Annotated in this window: 14 protein-coding genes; 7 read left to right on the top strand and 7 right to left on the bottom strand. The window is 72.6% G+C overall.

Annotation, left to right across the window (positions count from 1 at the left end; genetic code table 11):
- Positions 1-49: 49 nt before the first annotated feature.
- A complete protein-coding gene (locus ACZ4FV_RS18915; protein WP_395874268.1) occupies positions 50-2,278 on the top strand; it encodes a HelD family protein in 2,229 nt (742 codons plus the stop codon).
- Between the two features lie 90 nt (positions 2,279-2,368).
- On the opposite strand, the gene ACZ4FV_RS18910 is transcribed toward ACZ4FV_RS18915, so the two are convergent.
- The 3 genes from ACZ4FV_RS18910 to ACZ4FV_RS18900 all read right to left on the bottom strand — a co-directional run bounded on the left by ACZ4FV_RS18910 (position 2,369) and on the right by ACZ4FV_RS18900 (position 5,876).
- Positions 2,369-3,304, bottom strand: coding sequence for an alpha/beta fold hydrolase (locus tag ACZ4FV_RS18910; protein WP_395874266.1), 936 nt, complete (start codon positions 3,302-3,304; stop codon positions 2,369-2,371).
- A 31-nt stretch (positions 3,305-3,335) separates the two neighbouring features.
- Positions 3,336-4,259, bottom strand: a complete 924-nt coding sequence (locus ACZ4FV_RS18905) for an SDR family NAD(P)-dependent oxidoreductase (protein WP_465322932.1) — start codon at positions 4,257-4,259, stop codon at positions 3,336-3,338.
- A gap of 153 nt (positions 4,260-4,412) precedes the next feature.
- Positions 4,413-5,876 (bottom strand): flavin-containing monooxygenase, encoded by a 1,464-nt coding sequence (locus tag ACZ4FV_RS18900; RefSeq protein ID WP_465322931.1) that lies wholly within the window; start codon positions 5,874-5,876, stop codon positions 4,413-4,415.
- A gap of 278 nt (positions 5,877-6,154) precedes the next feature.
- On the opposite strand from ACZ4FV_RS18900, the gene ACZ4FV_RS18895 reads away from it, so the two are divergent.
- Both ACZ4FV_RS18895 and ACZ4FV_RS18890 read left to right on the top strand, forming a co-directional pair.
- On the top strand, positions 6,155-6,478 hold the full coding sequence (locus ACZ4FV_RS18895) for a ubiquitin carboxyl-terminal hydrolase 14 (protein WP_395874260.1): 324 nt from the start codon (positions 6,155-6,157) through the stop codon (positions 6,476-6,478).
- A gap of 82 nt (positions 6,479-6,560) precedes the next feature.
- Positions 6,561-7,550 carry a sigma-70 family RNA polymerase sigma factor gene (locus ACZ4FV_RS18890; protein ID WP_402229983.1) on the top strand — a complete coding sequence of 330 codons (990 nt, stop codon included), beginning with the start codon at positions 6,561-6,563 and terminating at the stop codon, positions 7,548-7,550.
- On the opposite strand, the gene ACZ4FV_RS18885 is transcribed toward ACZ4FV_RS18890, so the two are convergent.
- Positions 7,461-7,874: an STAS domain-containing protein gene (locus ACZ4FV_RS18885; protein WP_465322930.1), complete on the bottom strand. Its 414-nt coding sequence runs from the start codon at positions 7,872-7,874 to the stop codon at positions 7,461-7,463. The two genes, ACZ4FV_RS18890 and ACZ4FV_RS18885, sit on opposite strands and share 90 nt — an antisense overlap.
- A 186-nt stretch (positions 7,875-8,060) precedes the next feature.
- Here ACZ4FV_RS18885 and ACZ4FV_RS18880 point away from each other — a divergent pair, with 186 nt between their 5' ends.
- The gene (locus ACZ4FV_RS18880) at positions 8,061-8,876 is read left to right on the top strand and encodes an SAM-dependent methyltransferase (protein WP_465322929.1); all 816 of its coding nucleotides are present in this window, start codon (positions 8,061-8,063) and stop codon (positions 8,874-8,876) included.
- A gap of 103 nt (positions 8,877-8,979) precedes the next feature.
- Here ACZ4FV_RS18880 and ACZ4FV_RS18875 read toward each other — a convergent pair whose 3' ends face one another.
- Both ACZ4FV_RS18875 and ACZ4FV_RS18870 read right to left on the bottom strand, forming a co-directional pair.
- Positions 8,980-9,486, bottom strand: a complete 507-nt coding sequence (locus ACZ4FV_RS18875; RefSeq protein WP_395874252.1) for a hypothetical protein — start codon at positions 9,484-9,486, stop codon at positions 8,980-8,982.
- A gap of 219 nt (positions 9,487-9,705) precedes the next feature.
- Positions 9,706-11,079 (bottom strand): CoA transferase, encoded by a 1,374-nt coding sequence (locus ACZ4FV_RS18870; protein ID WP_402229986.1) that lies wholly within the window; start codon positions 11,077-11,079, stop codon positions 9,706-9,708.
- A gap of 200 nt (positions 11,080-11,279) precedes the next feature.
- Between ACZ4FV_RS18870 and ACZ4FV_RS18865 the strand changes: the two genes are divergently transcribed.
- Positions 11,280-11,633, top strand: coding sequence for a hypothetical protein (locus ACZ4FV_RS18865; RefSeq protein ID WP_395874248.1), 354 nt, complete (start codon positions 11,280-11,282; stop codon positions 11,631-11,633).
- Between the two features lie 11 nt (positions 11,634-11,644).
- On the opposite strand, the gene ACZ4FV_RS18860 is transcribed toward ACZ4FV_RS18865, so the two are convergent.
- Complete coding sequence (locus ACZ4FV_RS18860; protein ID WP_395874246.1) at positions 11,645-12,451, bottom strand: enoyl-CoA hydratase/isomerase family protein; 807 nt, start codon at positions 12,449-12,451, stop codon at positions 11,645-11,647.
- Between the two features lie 88 nt (positions 12,452-12,539).
- Between ACZ4FV_RS18860 and ACZ4FV_RS18855 the strand changes: the two genes are divergently transcribed.
- Entirely contained in the window at positions 12,540-13,004 is a 465-nt protein-coding gene (locus ACZ4FV_RS18855; protein WP_395874244.1) for a DUF4442 domain-containing protein, read from the top strand.
- 134 nt (positions 13,005-13,138) lie between these two features.
- On the top strand, positions 13,139-15,400 hold the full coding sequence (locus ACZ4FV_RS18850) for a phosphoinositide-specific phospholipase C-related protein (RefSeq protein ID WP_395874242.1): 2,262 nt from the start codon (positions 13,139-13,141) through the stop codon (positions 15,398-15,400).
- The last annotated feature ends 23 nt before the right edge of the window (positions 15,401-15,423 follow it).

Below are 15,423 nucleotides of genomic sequence, written 5' to 3'. Positions count from 1 at the left end.
CTCGTCCACCGTGGGCGCAGACCTGTGTCACATCACAAGGAGCATCACTATGCCCGCGCCGGCAGGCGACCCCCAGGCCAAGGAACGCGAGCTCGCCGCGGAACAGGGCCATGTCGATCGCTCCTACACGCGCCTGGAACACATGCGCGACGAAGCCCAGGCGCTGCTCCAACAGGGCTACCGGCAGGCGCAGGTCGGCACGCGCGCGGCGCTGGTCGAGCGGGACGTCATGGTCTACCGCGCCGAACTGTGGGCCCGCTCCCTCGACGCCGCCGACGACGGACTCGTCTTCGGCCGCCTCGACCAGCTCGACGGCGAGATCCGGCACATCGGCCGGATCGGCATCCGCGACGAGGACAGCGAGGTGCTCGTCGTCGACTGGCGGGCGCCCGCCGCGGAGGCGTTCTACCGCGCCACCCCCGACGACCCGCGCGGTGTGGTCCGCCGCCGGGTGCTGCACTGCCGAGGCCGCTCGGTGGTCGACATCGAGGACGACCTGCTCGACCCGGACGCCGCCGACGACATGGTGATCGTCGGCGACGGCGCGTTCCTGGCCGCGCTCTCGCGCACCCGGGACGGCTCGATGCACGACATCGTGGCCACCATCCAGCGCGAGCAGGACGAGGCCATCCGGGCACCGATCGACGGTTCGGTGATCGTGCGCGGCGGCCCGGGCACCGGCAAGACCGCCGTCGCGCTGCACCGCGTCGCGTACCTGATGTTCCAATACCGCCGCCGCTTCGGTTCGCGCGGCGTGCTCGTGGTCGGCCCCAACCCGCGCTTCACCGCCTACATCGAACGTGTGCTGCCCTCGCTCGGCGAGGGCGGCGCGGTGCTGCGCTCGCTCGGCGACATGGTCGACGGCGTCGAGGCGGCCTACCACGACGACGCGGCGGCGGCGAAGCTCAAGGGCGCCGCGGCGATGACACACCTGCTCCGCCGCGCGGTCGCCGACGTGCCGGCCGGCGCGCCGACCGAGTTCGCGATCTCGCACCGCGGCACCCGGATCGTGCTCGACCACAAGGCGCTGCGCCGGATCCGCCGCGAGGTGCTGGCCAAGACCCGCAACGGTCCCAACACCGCCCGGCTCCAGGTGGCCCGCCAACTGCTCACCGAGCTGTGGGGCCGACTGCTCTCGCGCGGCGCCGGCCGCGGCGAGAAGGACGCGTTCCACGAGGACGTGGCCGCGCGCGACGAGTTCGCCGCGTTCCTGCGCGCGTGGTGGCCGCTGCAGCGGCCGGTGGACGTGCTCGCCGGACTGGCCGACCCGGAGCGGCTGCGCCGCTACGAGCGCGACCTGACGCCCGCGCAGGTGTCCGTGCTGGCGAACTCGTGGGCGCGCACCGCGCGCACCGGCGAGGTCTCCTTCCACGACGTGGCGCTGATGGACGAGCTGACCGGCCTGCTCGGCCCGCTGCCGCGCAAGCGCACGGTCGCCTACGGCAACCCGGACGAGGACAACCCGTACGTGGTGGACGGCCGGGACATCTTCAGCGGCGAGACGGTGGGCCGCGACGTCCCGGACGAGATCACCGAGGTGACCACCTACGCGGACCGGATGGCCGGCGGGCGCGGCGCGCGCAGGCCGCGCGACGAGGACGAGGACGAGCCGGTCGAGTACGCGCACATCGTCATCGACGAGGCGCAGGACCTGACCCCGATGCAGTGGCGGATGCTCGGCCGACGCGGCATGCACGCCACCTGGACCATCGTCGAGGACCCCGCGCAGAGCGCCTGGGAGGACCCGGGCGCGTCGGCGACGGCGATGGCCGAGGCGCTGCGCGAGCGGCGTCGGTACGAGTTCGAGCTGACCACCAACTACCGCAACCCGGTGGAGGTGGCCGACGTGGCCGCGCGCGTGCTGGTGCGGGCCGTGCCCGGGGCCCGGCCGGCCCGGGCGGTGCGCAGCGGCGGCGAGCCGCCCAGGGTGCACGCCACGGCGGGCGAGCGGACCGGACCGGTGGTGCGCAAGCTGGTGCGCGAGCTGCTGGAGACGGTCGAGGGCACCATCGGCGTGGTCACCCCGGTCGGGGCCACCGAGGAACTGGCGGCCGAGCTGGAGGGCCTGGATCCGCGCGTGCAGCCGATGGACGCGCTGGACGCCAAGGGCCTGGAGTTCGACGTCGCGGTGATCGTCGACCCGCGCGGGATCGTCGAGCAGTCGCCCAACGGCATGCGCACGCTCTACGTCGCCCTGACCCGGGCCACCCGGTTGCTGGCCGTGGTCACGGCCGACCCGGACTGGACCGCGGAGTTGCTCGGGATCGAACCGAGCTGAGTGTCCCGGGGAACCGGGCGGGGGTCCGGCCCGAGCCGGGCCCCCGCGCCGGCCCGGGGACGTCGGGCGGCCGAGACCCGCGGGGGAGGGTCAGCGGGCGATGCCGGCACACAGGTCGCGCAGCGGTTCGGTCACGCTGTCCGGGCGCTCGGTGAAGACCATGTGCCCGCAGTCGTGCTCCACCCGCAGGGTGGCCTCGGGGAGTTCGGCCGCGAGCGTCCGGCTGTGCGCGAGCGGGGTGAGCCGGTCGTGGGCGCCCACCACGATGTGCACCGGCACCCGCGCGAGCGCGGTCAGCGCGCCGGCCTTGTCGTGCGCGACCAGCGCCGGGAAGAACCCGCACACCGTGGCCATCGGCGTCGCGAACACCATCCGCGCGCAGTCGCGCACCACCGTCGGGTCGACCGCCGGGCCGAACAGGCCGCGCCGCACGATCCGCAGGTGACTCGGCCGGCCCGGGCCCGGCAGCAGGGTGCGCCCCCGGGTCACCAGCCGCGGGTACCGCCGTCCGAACGCGAAGAACCGGATCTGCGCGGCCGACCTGAACCGCACCGCGGCGGGCACGCCGCGTCCGGTGGGCACCAGGTCGCCCGCCGACGTGCCGACCAGGACCACGCCGGCCACCCGAGACCCGAACAACTCGGGCCGGGCCGCCGCCAGCGCCATGATCGTCATGCCGCCCATCGAGTGCCCGCACAACACCACCGGGCCGCTCGGCGCGACCGTGTCGAGCACGTCGGCGAGATCGTCGCCGAGCAGGTCGATCGTCCACGGCGCCGCGCGCCCCGCGGTGGATCGGCCGTGACCGCGATGGTCGTAGGTGATCGCCCGCACCCCGGCCTCCACCAGGGCCCCGACCTGGGTCCGCCAGACGTCGCCGTGCAGGGTCCAACCGTGCGCGAAGACCACCGTGACCGCCGCGTCCGGCGGCCCGGCCACGTTCACCCGCAGTTCCGCGCCGTCGCCGGTGCGTACCCTGAGGTCGTGTCCCACGAGTTCCGTGGTGCCCCTGGTGTCCGCCGTCATGCTCGCCTCCCGCTAGCGCCCTCCGTCTTTTCTACCCACCGGTAACGGGGTTCGAATACCCGTCCGGCGACAAAGTCGGGACCGGCTCGGGACCCTCCGTCCGCGCCGCGCGCGGGGCGGGCGCCAGGGTGGTGGGACCCGTGCGCTTGGACACCACGCGCACGAGCGGCTCGAACACGGATCCCAGCAGGCGGGAGCCGACGTCGATCGCGGTCGCGTCCGCGCCGACGTACACCCGGGCCCGACCCCGCCGCACACCGCGCAGGATGAGCCGCGCGGCACGCTGGGCCGAGGTGCGCGACGCCGAGTCGTGCAGTGCCGTGACCTTGTCCCGGTCGTGCGCGCCCGAGGTCCGCGAGTTGCGCACGATGTTCGTCTTTATCCCGCCGGGATGCACGGTGGTCACCGCGACCCCGGAACCGGAGAGCCGCATCTCCTGGCGGACCGACTCGGTGAACCCCCGCACCGCGTACTTGGCCGCGCAGTACGCGCTCTGCGAGGGGACCCCGAAGAGCCCGAAGACCGAGGAGATGTTCACCAGATGCCCCTCGCGCGAGCGGCGCAGGTGCGGCAGGAAGGCCCTGGTGCCGTACGCGACGCCCCAGAAGTTGACGCCCATCAGCCATTCGAAGTCGTCCCAGGACATCTCCTCGACGTCCGCGGTCAGCGACACGCCGGCGTTGTTGACCACCAGGTCCACCCCGCCGAAACGCTCGGCGGTCGCGTCCGCCCAGGCCGAGACGGCCGCGCGGTCGGCGACGTCGAGGACCTCGGTGTGGATTTCGCGCGCGCCCAGTCGCGCCGCCCGCTCCCGGGTCTCGGCCAGTCCCGCCGCGTCGACGTCGGCCAGCGCGAGTCGCGCGCCGTGCGCCGCCAGCTCGTACGCGAGAGCGCGTCCGATGCCCGATCCCGCGCCGGTGACCACACACACCCGACCTGTGAATTCCCGGATCACACGCACTCCCTGTCCGTACCGCTCGAACCACCGGAACGTTCGCATCGCCCGAACCACCGGAACCACCGGCCCGGCCGACCCCGCCTGCCGGGGCCCGCCCCGCATCTCATCAGATTCCGGAGTCCGAATAAGTCTTACAATCCGATAACTGGCCTAAGCGATCCGATCCCACCGTCGGGCCCGATGACCCACCGGCGAGAATCGTCGGTTGATCCACCGGAACCGGGTCAGCGACCCCGGCCACAACGCGGTCACCCGGCCGCTGCGCTCGTCCATGTACCAGCTCGTGCAGCCACCGGTGGTCCACACCGTGCGGCGCATGCGCTCGTCGAGCCACGCGTTGTAGGCGTCCTGTGCCCGGGGGAGCACCTCGACGTCGGCGATGCCCTGGTCGTGCATGCGCCGGATCGCGTCCACCGCGTAGCGCACCTGCGCCTCGATCACCACGATCATCGACGAGTGGCCCAGCCCGGTGCCCGGCCCGATCACCAGGAACAGATTGGGGAAACCGGCCACCATCGCGCCCTGATGGGCCGCCATCCCGTCGCGCCACACCTCGGCGAGCGTGCGCCCGTCGCGCCCGGTCACCACGCGCGCGATCGGCGGCCGGGTGGCCTCGAACCCGGTGCCCAGGACGATCGTGTCGGCCTTGTGCTCGATCCCGTCGGCGGTGAGCAGCCCGCCGGGCCGTACCTCGGTGATCGGAGCGGTCACCAACTCGACGTTGGGTCGGGTCAGCGCCGGATAGTAGTCGTTCGACAACAACACCCGCTTGCACCCGAGCCGGTAGTCCGGGGTCAGCCGGGCGCGCAGCTCCGGATCCGGGACCTGCCGGCGCAGGTGTGCCAGCGCCTGCCTCGTGGCCAGCGCGGTGACCCGGTCGAGTGGTCCCAGGAAGGCGCCGAGTGTGGCCTCGCGCTGCCAGTACAGGCCCTGGCGAACCACCCGTTGCGCGGCCGGCAACCGCCGGTACAGGTACCGCTGCCAGTTCGGCAGCGGTCGGTCGTTGCGCGGCATGATCCACGGCGGGGTGCGCTGGTAGAGGTCCAGTCGGTGCACGAGCGGCTGGATTCGCGGGACGAACTGGATCGCGGAGGCGCCGGTGCCCACCACCGCGACGTGTTCGCCGCCCAGATCGTGCTCGTGGTCCCAGCGGGCGGAGTGGAACACGCGCCCGCCGAAGTCCGCCAGACCCGGCAGCGCGGGCATCGCCGGCTCGGTGAGCGGACCGGCTCCGGCGATCACCACGTCGGCGCTGTACGCGCCGCCGGAGGTGGTCAGCCGCCAGCACGCCCGGTCGTGGTCCCATCGCGCGGCGGTCACCTCGTGGCCGAACCGCAGATGCGGAACCAGCCCGAACTCGCGCGCACAGCGGCGCAGATACGCCTGGATCTCGTCGCCCGGCGAGAACGCGTGCGACCAGGTCGGGTTCGGCGCGAACGAGAAGCAGTACAGATTGGACGGCACGTCGCAGGCCGCGCCGGGATACGTGTTGTCCCGCCAGGTGCCACCGACGTCGTGCGCGCGCTCGAGGATGACGAAGTCCTCGATGCCGGCGTGTCGGCGAAGGCGATGGCCGGCGGCCAGGCCGGAGAAGCCCGCCCCGATCACGGCCACTCGAACGTGTGTGGTGTGCACTGCGGCCTCCGGTGCCGGATGGGGACGCTGTATCTGGAGGCTACTGACAAGTAGCCTCCAGGTGGAAGACCGGCGCGCCCCTTCCGCGTGCCGTCCTCGTCGGCGCCGCTTCCGCTGCCCGGGCACCGCTTCGCGGTGTATCCCGCCGCCGACGCGGCCTCGTCGGCGCGCGTGCCGGCTCGCGTGGTAGGGAAGGGGAGATCGATCGGGCTCGCGGAACACGTGACGCCCGCGGTGCTGCGACGAGGAGTACGACGATGGCCGGGATTCGCTACCAGGTGGTCCAGGACGGCGACGGGCGACCCACGGACGCGCCCTGTGCGCACCTGGACACGCTGCCGGAGACGGTGGCGCCGGGGTCGACGAAGGGATGCGAGGACTGCCTGCGGAACGGTACCCGGTGGGTGCACCTGCGGGAGTGCCTGACCTGCGGTCACATCGGCTGTTGCGACAGCTCGCCGAACCGGCACGCGACCGCGCACTGGCACGCCGCGGACCATCCGCTGGTGCGCTCGTTCGAGCCCGGCGAGGAGTGGGCGTGGTGCTACGCGGACGAGCTCGTCGCGGTTCCGGTGGACTGAGGCGCGGAGCACGTGCCCGTGTCGGTGCGGCTGCCTAGACTCCGATACGTGTCGAGACAGCCGGAAGCGGTGGGAGTACCCGATGAGTGATCTCGTGGCAACGGACGGCGCCGACGTCGTGGAGGTGCACTTCGAGCCGTTTCGGGTGGAGCTCACCGGCTACTGCTACCGGATGCTGGGCTCCGTCTTCGAGGCGGAGGACGCGGTCCAGGACACCATGGTGCGGGCCTGGAAGAGCTTCGAGCGGTTCGAGGGCCGCTCGTCGATCCGCTCCTGGCTGTACCGGATCGCCACCAACGTGTGTCTGGACAGCCTCAACGGGCGCGAGCGCCGGGCCCGGCCGATGGACCTGTCCTCGCCGGTGCCCGCCTCCTCGGCACTGACGCCGGCGCGGCCCGAGGCCACCTGGATCGAGCCGATCCCGGACGGCCGGGTCGTGCCGAGCGTGGCCGACCCGGCCGAGCTGGCGGTCGCGCGCGAGAGCGTACGGCTGGCCTTCGTGGCCGCGCTCCAGCACCTGCCGCCGCGCCAGCGCGCCGTGCTGATCCTGCGCGAGGTACTGGCCTGGAAGGCGAGCGAGGTGGCCGAACTGCTGGGCAGTTCGGTCGCGTCGGTCAACAGCGCGCTCCAGCGTGCCCGGGCCGCGCTCGCGGAGAACGAGGTCACCGCGACCGACCCGGTGCGGCCGATGGACGAGGAGCAGCAGTCGCTGCTCGCCCGCTACGTGGACGCGTTCGAGCGCTACGACCTGGACTCGCTCACCGCCCTGCTGCGCGAGGACGCGACCTTGTCGATGCCGCCGTTCGAGCTGTGGCTGCGCGGGCACGCGGACATCCGGGAGTGGTTCCTGGGCACCGGCAGCGGTTGCCGCGGTTCGCGGCTGGTGCCGATCGTGGCGAACGGCACGCCGGGCTTCGGCCAGTACCGTCCCAGCGGTCCCGGCGGCAGCTTCGAGCCGTGGGCGCTGCAGGTGATCGAGATGTCACAGGGGCAGATCATCGGCCTCAACGCGTTCCTCGACGTCCCGCACCTGTTCCCGCTGTTCGGCCTCCCGCCGACACTCGACGCCTAGGGGGCGCCCGCTGCCCGGACCGGTCGGGACGATGTCGTCCAGGCCGGTCAGGGTCAGCAGGTCGCGCAGCTCGCCGCTCGTGCCGTGCAGCCGGATCCGCCGGCCGACGCCGCGCGCGGTGAGCTGGAGCCGGGCCAGCGCCTCGATCGCGGCCAGGTCGGGGCGGGTGAGCGCGCTCACGTCGCACGGGAAGGGATCCGCCCGGTCCGCGTGCAGGAGGGCGAGCAGGCGTGCGCACAGGCCCGGGACGTCCGCGCGGGTGAGCGGCGCGTATACGGCCAGTACGGCCGGTGGCGGGGTGAGTGTTTCGGACGGATCGACCATCGACGACCTCCTGTGACGACGCTGTACCCGGTTATGACCGTTCCGGCGGGCAAAACTCATCACCCGCGTTCACCCGGGGGTCGTCGAGGGTTTCCCGGTGGGTGCAAACCGTGGCAAGTCCCTTGTGGAACGGGCCGTTTGGCGTGCCGTAGGCTGACGCGGTACCGACTTCGAGGGGATGACACGTTGTCCGAGCAGGACTGGGCGCCCACCGGGATCGACGTCAGTCGTCCCCATCCCGCCCGGGTGTACGACTACCACATCGGCGGCAAGACCAACTACCCGGTCGATCGCGCCTTGGCGGAACGGTTCATCGCGGTCGCCCCGCAGACCTCGATCACCGCGCTGGACAACCGGGCCTTCCTCGCTCGCGCGGTGCGCTGGGCGGCGGAGCAGGGCATCGACCAGTTCCTCGACATCGGGACGGGGATCCCGGCGCCCGGCAACACCCACGAGGTCGCGCAGGAGGTCATCGCGACGGCCCGGGTGGCCTACGTGGACAACGACCCGATCGTGCTCGCGCACGCCCGCGCGCTGATGCCCGCCACCGATCGGGGTCGGACCACCTTCACCATGGGCGACGTGCGCGAGCCGGAGAAGATCCTGGCCGCCCCCGAGGTGGGCGAGGTGATCGATTTCGATCGCCCGGTGGCGCTGCTGCTGGTGGCGATTCTGCACTACGTCGCGGACGCCGAGGACCCGGCGGGCATCGTGAACCGGCTGCTGGCGGCGGTGCCTTCGGGCAGTGTGCTGATCGCGTCGCACACCACGTCGGACTTCCTGCCGCCGGTCGCGGCGGAGCGGGTGTTGGAGATCAACGACGACGCCGAGTTCATGTTGCCGCGCCCGCACGCCGAGATCGCGTCCTTCCTGACCGGGGTGGAATTGGTCGAACCCGGCCTGGTCCAGGCGCCGTTGTGGCACCCGGGGGAGGACGCCGACCTGTCGCCGGAGCGGCTGGCACAGTCCTGGATCTATACCGCGGTCGGCCGGAAGGTCTGAGCGACGCCGCACGCGGCCGAGTCCGCGAGCACGACGCGAGCCCGGCGCCCGACCACCGATCCGGTGGCCGGGCCGGGCTCGACGGGTTTGATCACGGTGCGTGTTACGGAAGCGCGCTTTCGACGGCGGCGACCAACGCGCGCATCAGCGGCGTGTCGTCGATCCACGCGACCGCGTCGCCGCGCCGGCGCGGCTCGGCGTCGGCCCGGATCGCCGACGCGTTGCGCTGGAGCCAGGCGGCGGCGTTGGCGCAGTGGTAGGGGTGCATGTCGGCGATCTCCAGCACGTCGCCGCCTGCGGTGGTCCAGGTCAGTTCCTCGTGCAACAACCGCGCCCAGGCGCCCTTGCGGTGCGCGCCGCGCGCGATCAGCGCCTGCCGGCCGGCTCGGGTGATGCCCATGTTCCGCCCGCGCAGCGGTACTTCGGCGCCGAGTCGGACCAGTCGGCTGCGCTGGAGGGTGGCCAGCGTGCGCAGCGAGATGCCGGGCGCGCCGTCCCGCACGCCGTCCGGGTGGGTGCGCACGGTCTTGGTGTCGATCCGGGTCAGGGCCCGGCGCACGGTCGCGGGTTTCACGGGGGTCAGCCGGATCATGGTGTTGACAGTGGACATCGAGGGATCCTCCTCTGCGTCGAGCCGCGGCCGACCGACCGCGGTGGCGCTCAACCCATGCGTCAAGCATCCCATCCGGCACCGACACCGGGACCCGTGCGACCTGCGCCTTTGCCGATCAAGTCACCGTGTGGGTGCGGAAGTTGACGGTGGGTCGGATGGTTCGCCGGTGTCGGGTGGGGGAGTTCGCGCGGTGGGCCGGCGGGTGGGCCGGAGGGGTCAGGCGGTCCGCCACACCGGTTCGTCGGAGCCCCAGGGGGTCGGCGGACGGGTCCACGCGGCGGGCAGCCCGGGCAGCTCGAACGGCGGTGCCACGTGGGTGAGTCGGCCCAGGGCCGTGTCGGTCGTGGTCAGATACGGGGCCGGGTCGAACGGCGCGGCGACCTCCGGCTCTCCGGGCGCGTACGCGGCGGTCAGCCAGGTCGCGGTGCGGGCCAACGCGAGGTCGATCCTGCTGCCCCGGTGGTCGGCCAGGCGCAGCGTCAGGGCGCGCAGGACGGCCGCGGCGAGCAGGTATCCGGTGGCCCGGTCCAGTGCCTGGGTCGGCAGCGCGCCCGGTTCCACCCGACCGCCCGCCTCGATCCGGGCGATCCCGCAGGCGCCTTGGACCAGGCTGTCGAAGCCGCGTCGGTTCGCCCACGGCCCGGGGCCCCACGCGTTGAACGCGGCGGTGATCAGCCCGGGTCGGCGGGCGCCGAGCGTTTCGTGGTCCAGGCCCAGGGCGGCCATCGCGTCGCTGCGGTATCCGGTGATCAACACGTCGGCGTCGGCGAGCAGTTCCTCGAAGCGGGATCGGTCGGCCCGGTCGCGCAGGTCCAGCAGGGTGGAGCGTTTGCCGAACGCGTTGTCCCAGTACTCGCCCGGATTCTCCGGCAGGTGCGGGGAGTCCACGCGCAGGACGTCGGCGCCCAGGTGGGCGAGGGTGCGGGTGCCGGTGGGGCCGGCGAGCACCCGGGTCAGGTCCAGGATCCGCACACCGGCGGCGGGTGCGGGATCGGGTGCGGGGCACCACGGGTCGCCGGCGGCGGTGCGGGTGAGGTCGAGCGGCGGCAGGGCGGCGACACAGGCGCCCTGGGGGTGTGCGGCCCAGGCGTCGCCCTCGCGGACGGCGAAGCCCAACGCGCCGTGTGCGGCGAGCAGTTCCTCGATCTCGGTGCCGGTGAGCCGGGCCAGGGCCTCGATCGCGTCGTCCACCGTCTCGACGCGCAGTGCGGCGAACGCCGCGGCGCGGTGGTGCGGGTAGTTGCCGTGCAGGCGCACCCAGCCGTCGGCGCTGCGGTGGAAGCGGGAGAGCGGATGCATCGACACCAGCGGTTCGCCGGCCAGGCGCAGGTGCCGGTCGCTGCTCATCGCCATGGCCGCGGCCCGGCTGTCCAGCACCACCGGTGCCGGGACGGATCCCCCACGAGCGGCGCCGAGTTCGCGGGCGGCGAGCGCGACGGCGCCGATTGCGGCCTGGGCGATCGCGGTCACCGGGAGCGCGGAGGTCAGCGTGTGGTCGGGGCCGGTGAAGGCGATGTGCGCGCGGTCGGCGGGGTCGCCGCCGAGGGCGCGCCAGGCTTGGTCGAGGAGCCGCGCGGGGGTGGTACGCATCGAAGCCTCACAGTTCTCGGAACTCCGCAGCCGCCGGGATCACCTGTTCGAGATGGCCCGAGCGGAAAACTATCGGGTCGGCGGTCTCCCAGCGTGCCCGCGTCCGCACTGTGGGCGCCCGGGCAAACGATTGGTCACTCGTTTGTGTAGGGGTTGTGCGGTTTGCTCTGCCGGGCGCGATCGTGATCGAGACTGAGGCCATGAGGCGCATCTGGGGCGAGGACGGCGGGTCGGGGCTCGGACCCGACGACGCGCTCCTGAAGGACGCCAGGCTGAGTGTGCGGGCGCGCGGCCTCGCGGTGTATCTGCTGTTGTTGCCGGACGGTGCCCGGCCGGAGCCGCGGGCGCTGGGGTCGCGGCCGGGGGAGAGTCCGGAGTCGATCGCGGGCTACCTCGACGAGTTGGCGGCGGCGGGCTACCTGACTCGGGTCCAGGGGCGCGACGCGCACGGGAATCCGATCGAGGAGGTCCGGTTGGCGGCGAATCCGGGTGAGCACGCGGCCGAGGCGGGGCGGTTGTTCCGGTGGCCCGGGCCGGAGCCGATCGGCGGGTGAGCGCGGGGCGTTCACATGTCCCGCCAGGTGGGGGTTCGGCGTTCGCGGAAGGCGGCGGCGGCTTCGGCCATGTTGCCGGTGAAGGTGCCCAGTACCTGGGTGCGGTTCTCCAGTTCGATCTGCTGGCGCAGCGAGGTCGCGCCGATCCCGGACCACAGGCCCTTCTTGGTCATCCATACGCCGTATTCGCTGTTGGTGGCGATCGAGCGGGCCAGTTCCAGGGCGGCGGGCAGGTGTTCGCCGGCGGGTACGCGGGCGTTGAGTAGGCCCCAGGAGTACGCCTCGGCGGCGTCGAAGTGGCGTCCGGTGAGCATCAGTTCGGCCGCCCGGGTGGGGCCGACCAGGCGTGGGAGCAGGTAACTGGTGCCCACGTCGGCGGAGGACAGGCCGACCTTGATGAACACCGAGCCGAAGCGCGCGCTCTCGTCCGCGACGCGCAGGTCGCAGGCCAGTGCGAGGGCCAGGCCGCCGCCGACGGCCGCGCCGTGCACGGCGGCGATCACCGGTTTCTCGCATTCGTGGACGGCCAGGATCAGTTCGGACAGGTGCTCCTGCGAGCGGTAGACGTGTCCGACCGGGCCGCGGCCCTCGGCGTCCGGCGCGTGGTCGGGGTCGCCGGAGAGGTCGGCGCCGGAGCAGAAGCCGCGTCCCTCGCCGGTCAGCACGATCGCCCGTGGGCCGCGCTCGCGGTGCAGCGTGGCGAAGGCGGCCTTGAGATCGCCCACCATGGTCGCGGAGAGCGCGTTGAGGCGGTCCGGCCGGTCCAGGCGGACGATCGCGATGTGGGGCTCGGGGCGCTCGATGCGCACGTATTTCATGTGACTCAGTCAAACAGATTCGCCGGGTGAAGGAAATGCCGGCGAGGTGGCGCCCCGAGGGAAGTTACCTGCCGGTAGCATCGCGGCCATGACTGAATCGACGACCGACTTCGACGCCGTCGCCGAGGGCCTGCGCGCCTCGGTGCCCTTCGTGCGCACGCTCGGCCTGGAGTTCGTGGAACTGGCCGCCGACCGCGCCGTGCTGCGCCTGCCGGACGAGCCCGCGCACCACAACCACATCGGTGGCCCGCACGCGGGCGCGATGTTCACGCTGGCCGAGTCCGCGTCCGGGGCGATCGTGATCGCCGCGTTCGGGGACCAACTCGCCCGCGCGACGCCGCTCGCGGTGGATGCCGCGATCCGCTACCGCAAGGTCGCCCTCGGCCCGGTGCTGGCCGAGGCCCGATTGACCCGTCCGGCCGTCGAGGTGGTCGCCGAACTCGACGCCGGCAAGCGCCCGGAATTCGTGGTCGAGATCACCATCCGTGACGAAGCGGGCACTACAACCGCGGAGATGACCGTCACCTGGACACTGCGCCCCAACCGCGCGTGATCGGCGCACACTGGCGCGGGTGACCGGCACACGTTTCCGGTCCCGGCTCCAGGGCAGGCAAGGGCCCGTGCCGGTCGGGAAGGTCCCGATCATGTTTTTGCTTCGGGTTGGTGATGATTTCCTATCCTGCTGGGATGACCGGGCAGATCGTGGTGGGCAAGGTCTCCCGCCGGCTCAAGGTACGCGCCGCGTGGCGGCGGTGGCGCCGCGTGGCACGGGCCCTGTTGACCGCGTTGGTGGCGTTGTCGATCACCGTGGTCACCGGGCTCGCGGTCGCGCGGGCCACCGTGCTCTCCGCCGACTGGTACGACGGCGTGCTGGAGCGCGAGCACGCCTACGACCGGCTCTACGACGAGGTACTGGTCGACCCCCGCATGGCGGGGGTCACCAACGACCTGCTGGGCCGGCTGCCGATACCGCCCAACCAGGTCACCGCCAACCTGCGCCTGGTGCTGCCGCCGTCCACCCTGCGCGGGATGGTGCGCGAGCAGATCGGGCACACCGTCGGCTACCTGCGCGGCGACGAGCGCGAACTGCGGCTGACCGTCGACCTCAAACCGGTGATCAACAACCTCGGCAAGGTCGCCGACGTCTTCGTCGGCGACCTCACCGGCGACGTGCCCCGGGTGACCGAGGACAACGCGCCCGCGCTGGTGGACGGCGTCTCCAAGGCCCTGGACGCGCTCGCCCAGGGCCGTCCGCCCGAGTCGCTGCCGGCGCTGAGCCTGGACCCGGCCGCGGCCCCGGAGGTGGCCGACCTGATCCTGGCCCGGCTGCCGGCGGAGTCCCGCGAGCCGATCCGCGGCCAGGTGGTCGCCTCGCTGCGCGCCGACGACCTCGGCGGGGTGCTGGTGGCGATCGTCCCGGTGATCTTCGGCGAGAAGGTCCGCCAGGCCCAGCTCGGACTGACCGGGCTCTCCGACGGCGGCACCTGGGACCTGACCCTGGACCTGCGGGCGAGCCAGGCCAACGAGAGCACCAAGCTGAAACTGGGCCAGCTCGAACAACTGCGCGCGATGACGGTGTTCGGCCTGGGCCGGCTGCTCGCGGTGGCGAGTGTGACCGCGCTGCTGGGTCTGGTGGTGCTGTGGCGCACCGGGTCCGCGCGCGGGGCGGCCCGGCTGCGACTGCCCGCGCTGGCCCTGGCGGGCGGCGGGCTGCTCGCGGGCGTGGGCTGCCTGGTCGCGTGGGGAGTGCTGCCGCACGTGGTCTCGGAGAACCGGGACGGCTGGGCGCCCTCGGTGGTCCGGCTCGCCGGCGACCTCCAGGAGGCCGCGGCGCGCGATGTGGTCGGGGTGTGGCTGGCCGCGTCCGCGGTGCCGCTGGTGTTCGGCGGGGTCACCTTCGGCGCGATCGTGCTGTGGGACAAGCACAAGCACCGACGGGCCGCGCCGGTGCGGCACACCACCCGTCAGGTGCTCACCTCCGGCGCCGCGGTGGTCGCCGCCGGGGCGATCGCGCTGACCATCTTCGTGCCGGTGCCCACCTCCGGCTCCGGCGCCGACGCCAAGCGCTGCAACGGGATGACCGAGCTGTGCAACCGGCGCTACGACCAGGTCGCCTACCTGGCCACGCACAACTCGATGTCCTCGACCGCGGCCCGCTTCCTCAGCCCGCTCCAGGACGCGGACATCGTCACCCAACTGGACGCGGGCGTGCGCGGCCTGCTGGTGGACTCGTACACGTGGGAGGCCCCCGAGGAGGTGGCCGGCCGGCTCGCCGAGTCGGACCTGGACCCCGAGTCGCGCAAGATCGTCGCCGGCGTGGTCAACGACGTCGCGCCGGCCCGGCCCGGGCTGTGGTTGTGCCACTCGGTGTGCCGGGGTGGCGCACTGCCGATGGTGGAGACGCTGCGCGCGGTGGGCCAGTGGATGGATCGCAACCCGCACGAGGTGGTCACCCTGATCGTGCAGGACGCGATCACCGCGCAGCAGACCGAGTGGGCGTTCCGCGAGGCCGGGCTGGAGCGACTGCTGTACACGCCCGCCGCCGACCCGGACGAGCCGTGGCCCACGCTCGGCACGATGATCGAGCACAACCGTCGCCTGGTGGTCTTCGCCGAGCGCGCCGACGGGCCCGTCCCGTGGTACCGCAACTTCTACAAGTACGGGATGGAGACGCCGTACGCGTACACGAGTCCGACCGAGATGAACTGCGCGCCCTATCGCGGCGACGTGGGCAAGCGGCTGTTCCTGTTGAACAACTTCATCACCTCCGCCGGCGGCAGTCGGCTCGACGCCGGAGTGGTCAACTCGCGGCCGTTCCTGCTGGATCGGGCCCGCCGCTGCGAACGCGAACGCGGTGCGCAGGTCAACTTCGTCGCGGTCGACTTCGCCACCATCGGCGACGCGAAGGGCGCCGTGGACGTGTTGAACATCACCCGGAAAACACACTGACAGTCCGTCAATTTATCGACAGC

This window comes from Embleya sp. NPDC025285 (assembly GCF_055558835.1).
Note: the sequence above shows the minus strand (reverse complement) of the source record. Positions and strands in the feature narration are given on the sequence as shown.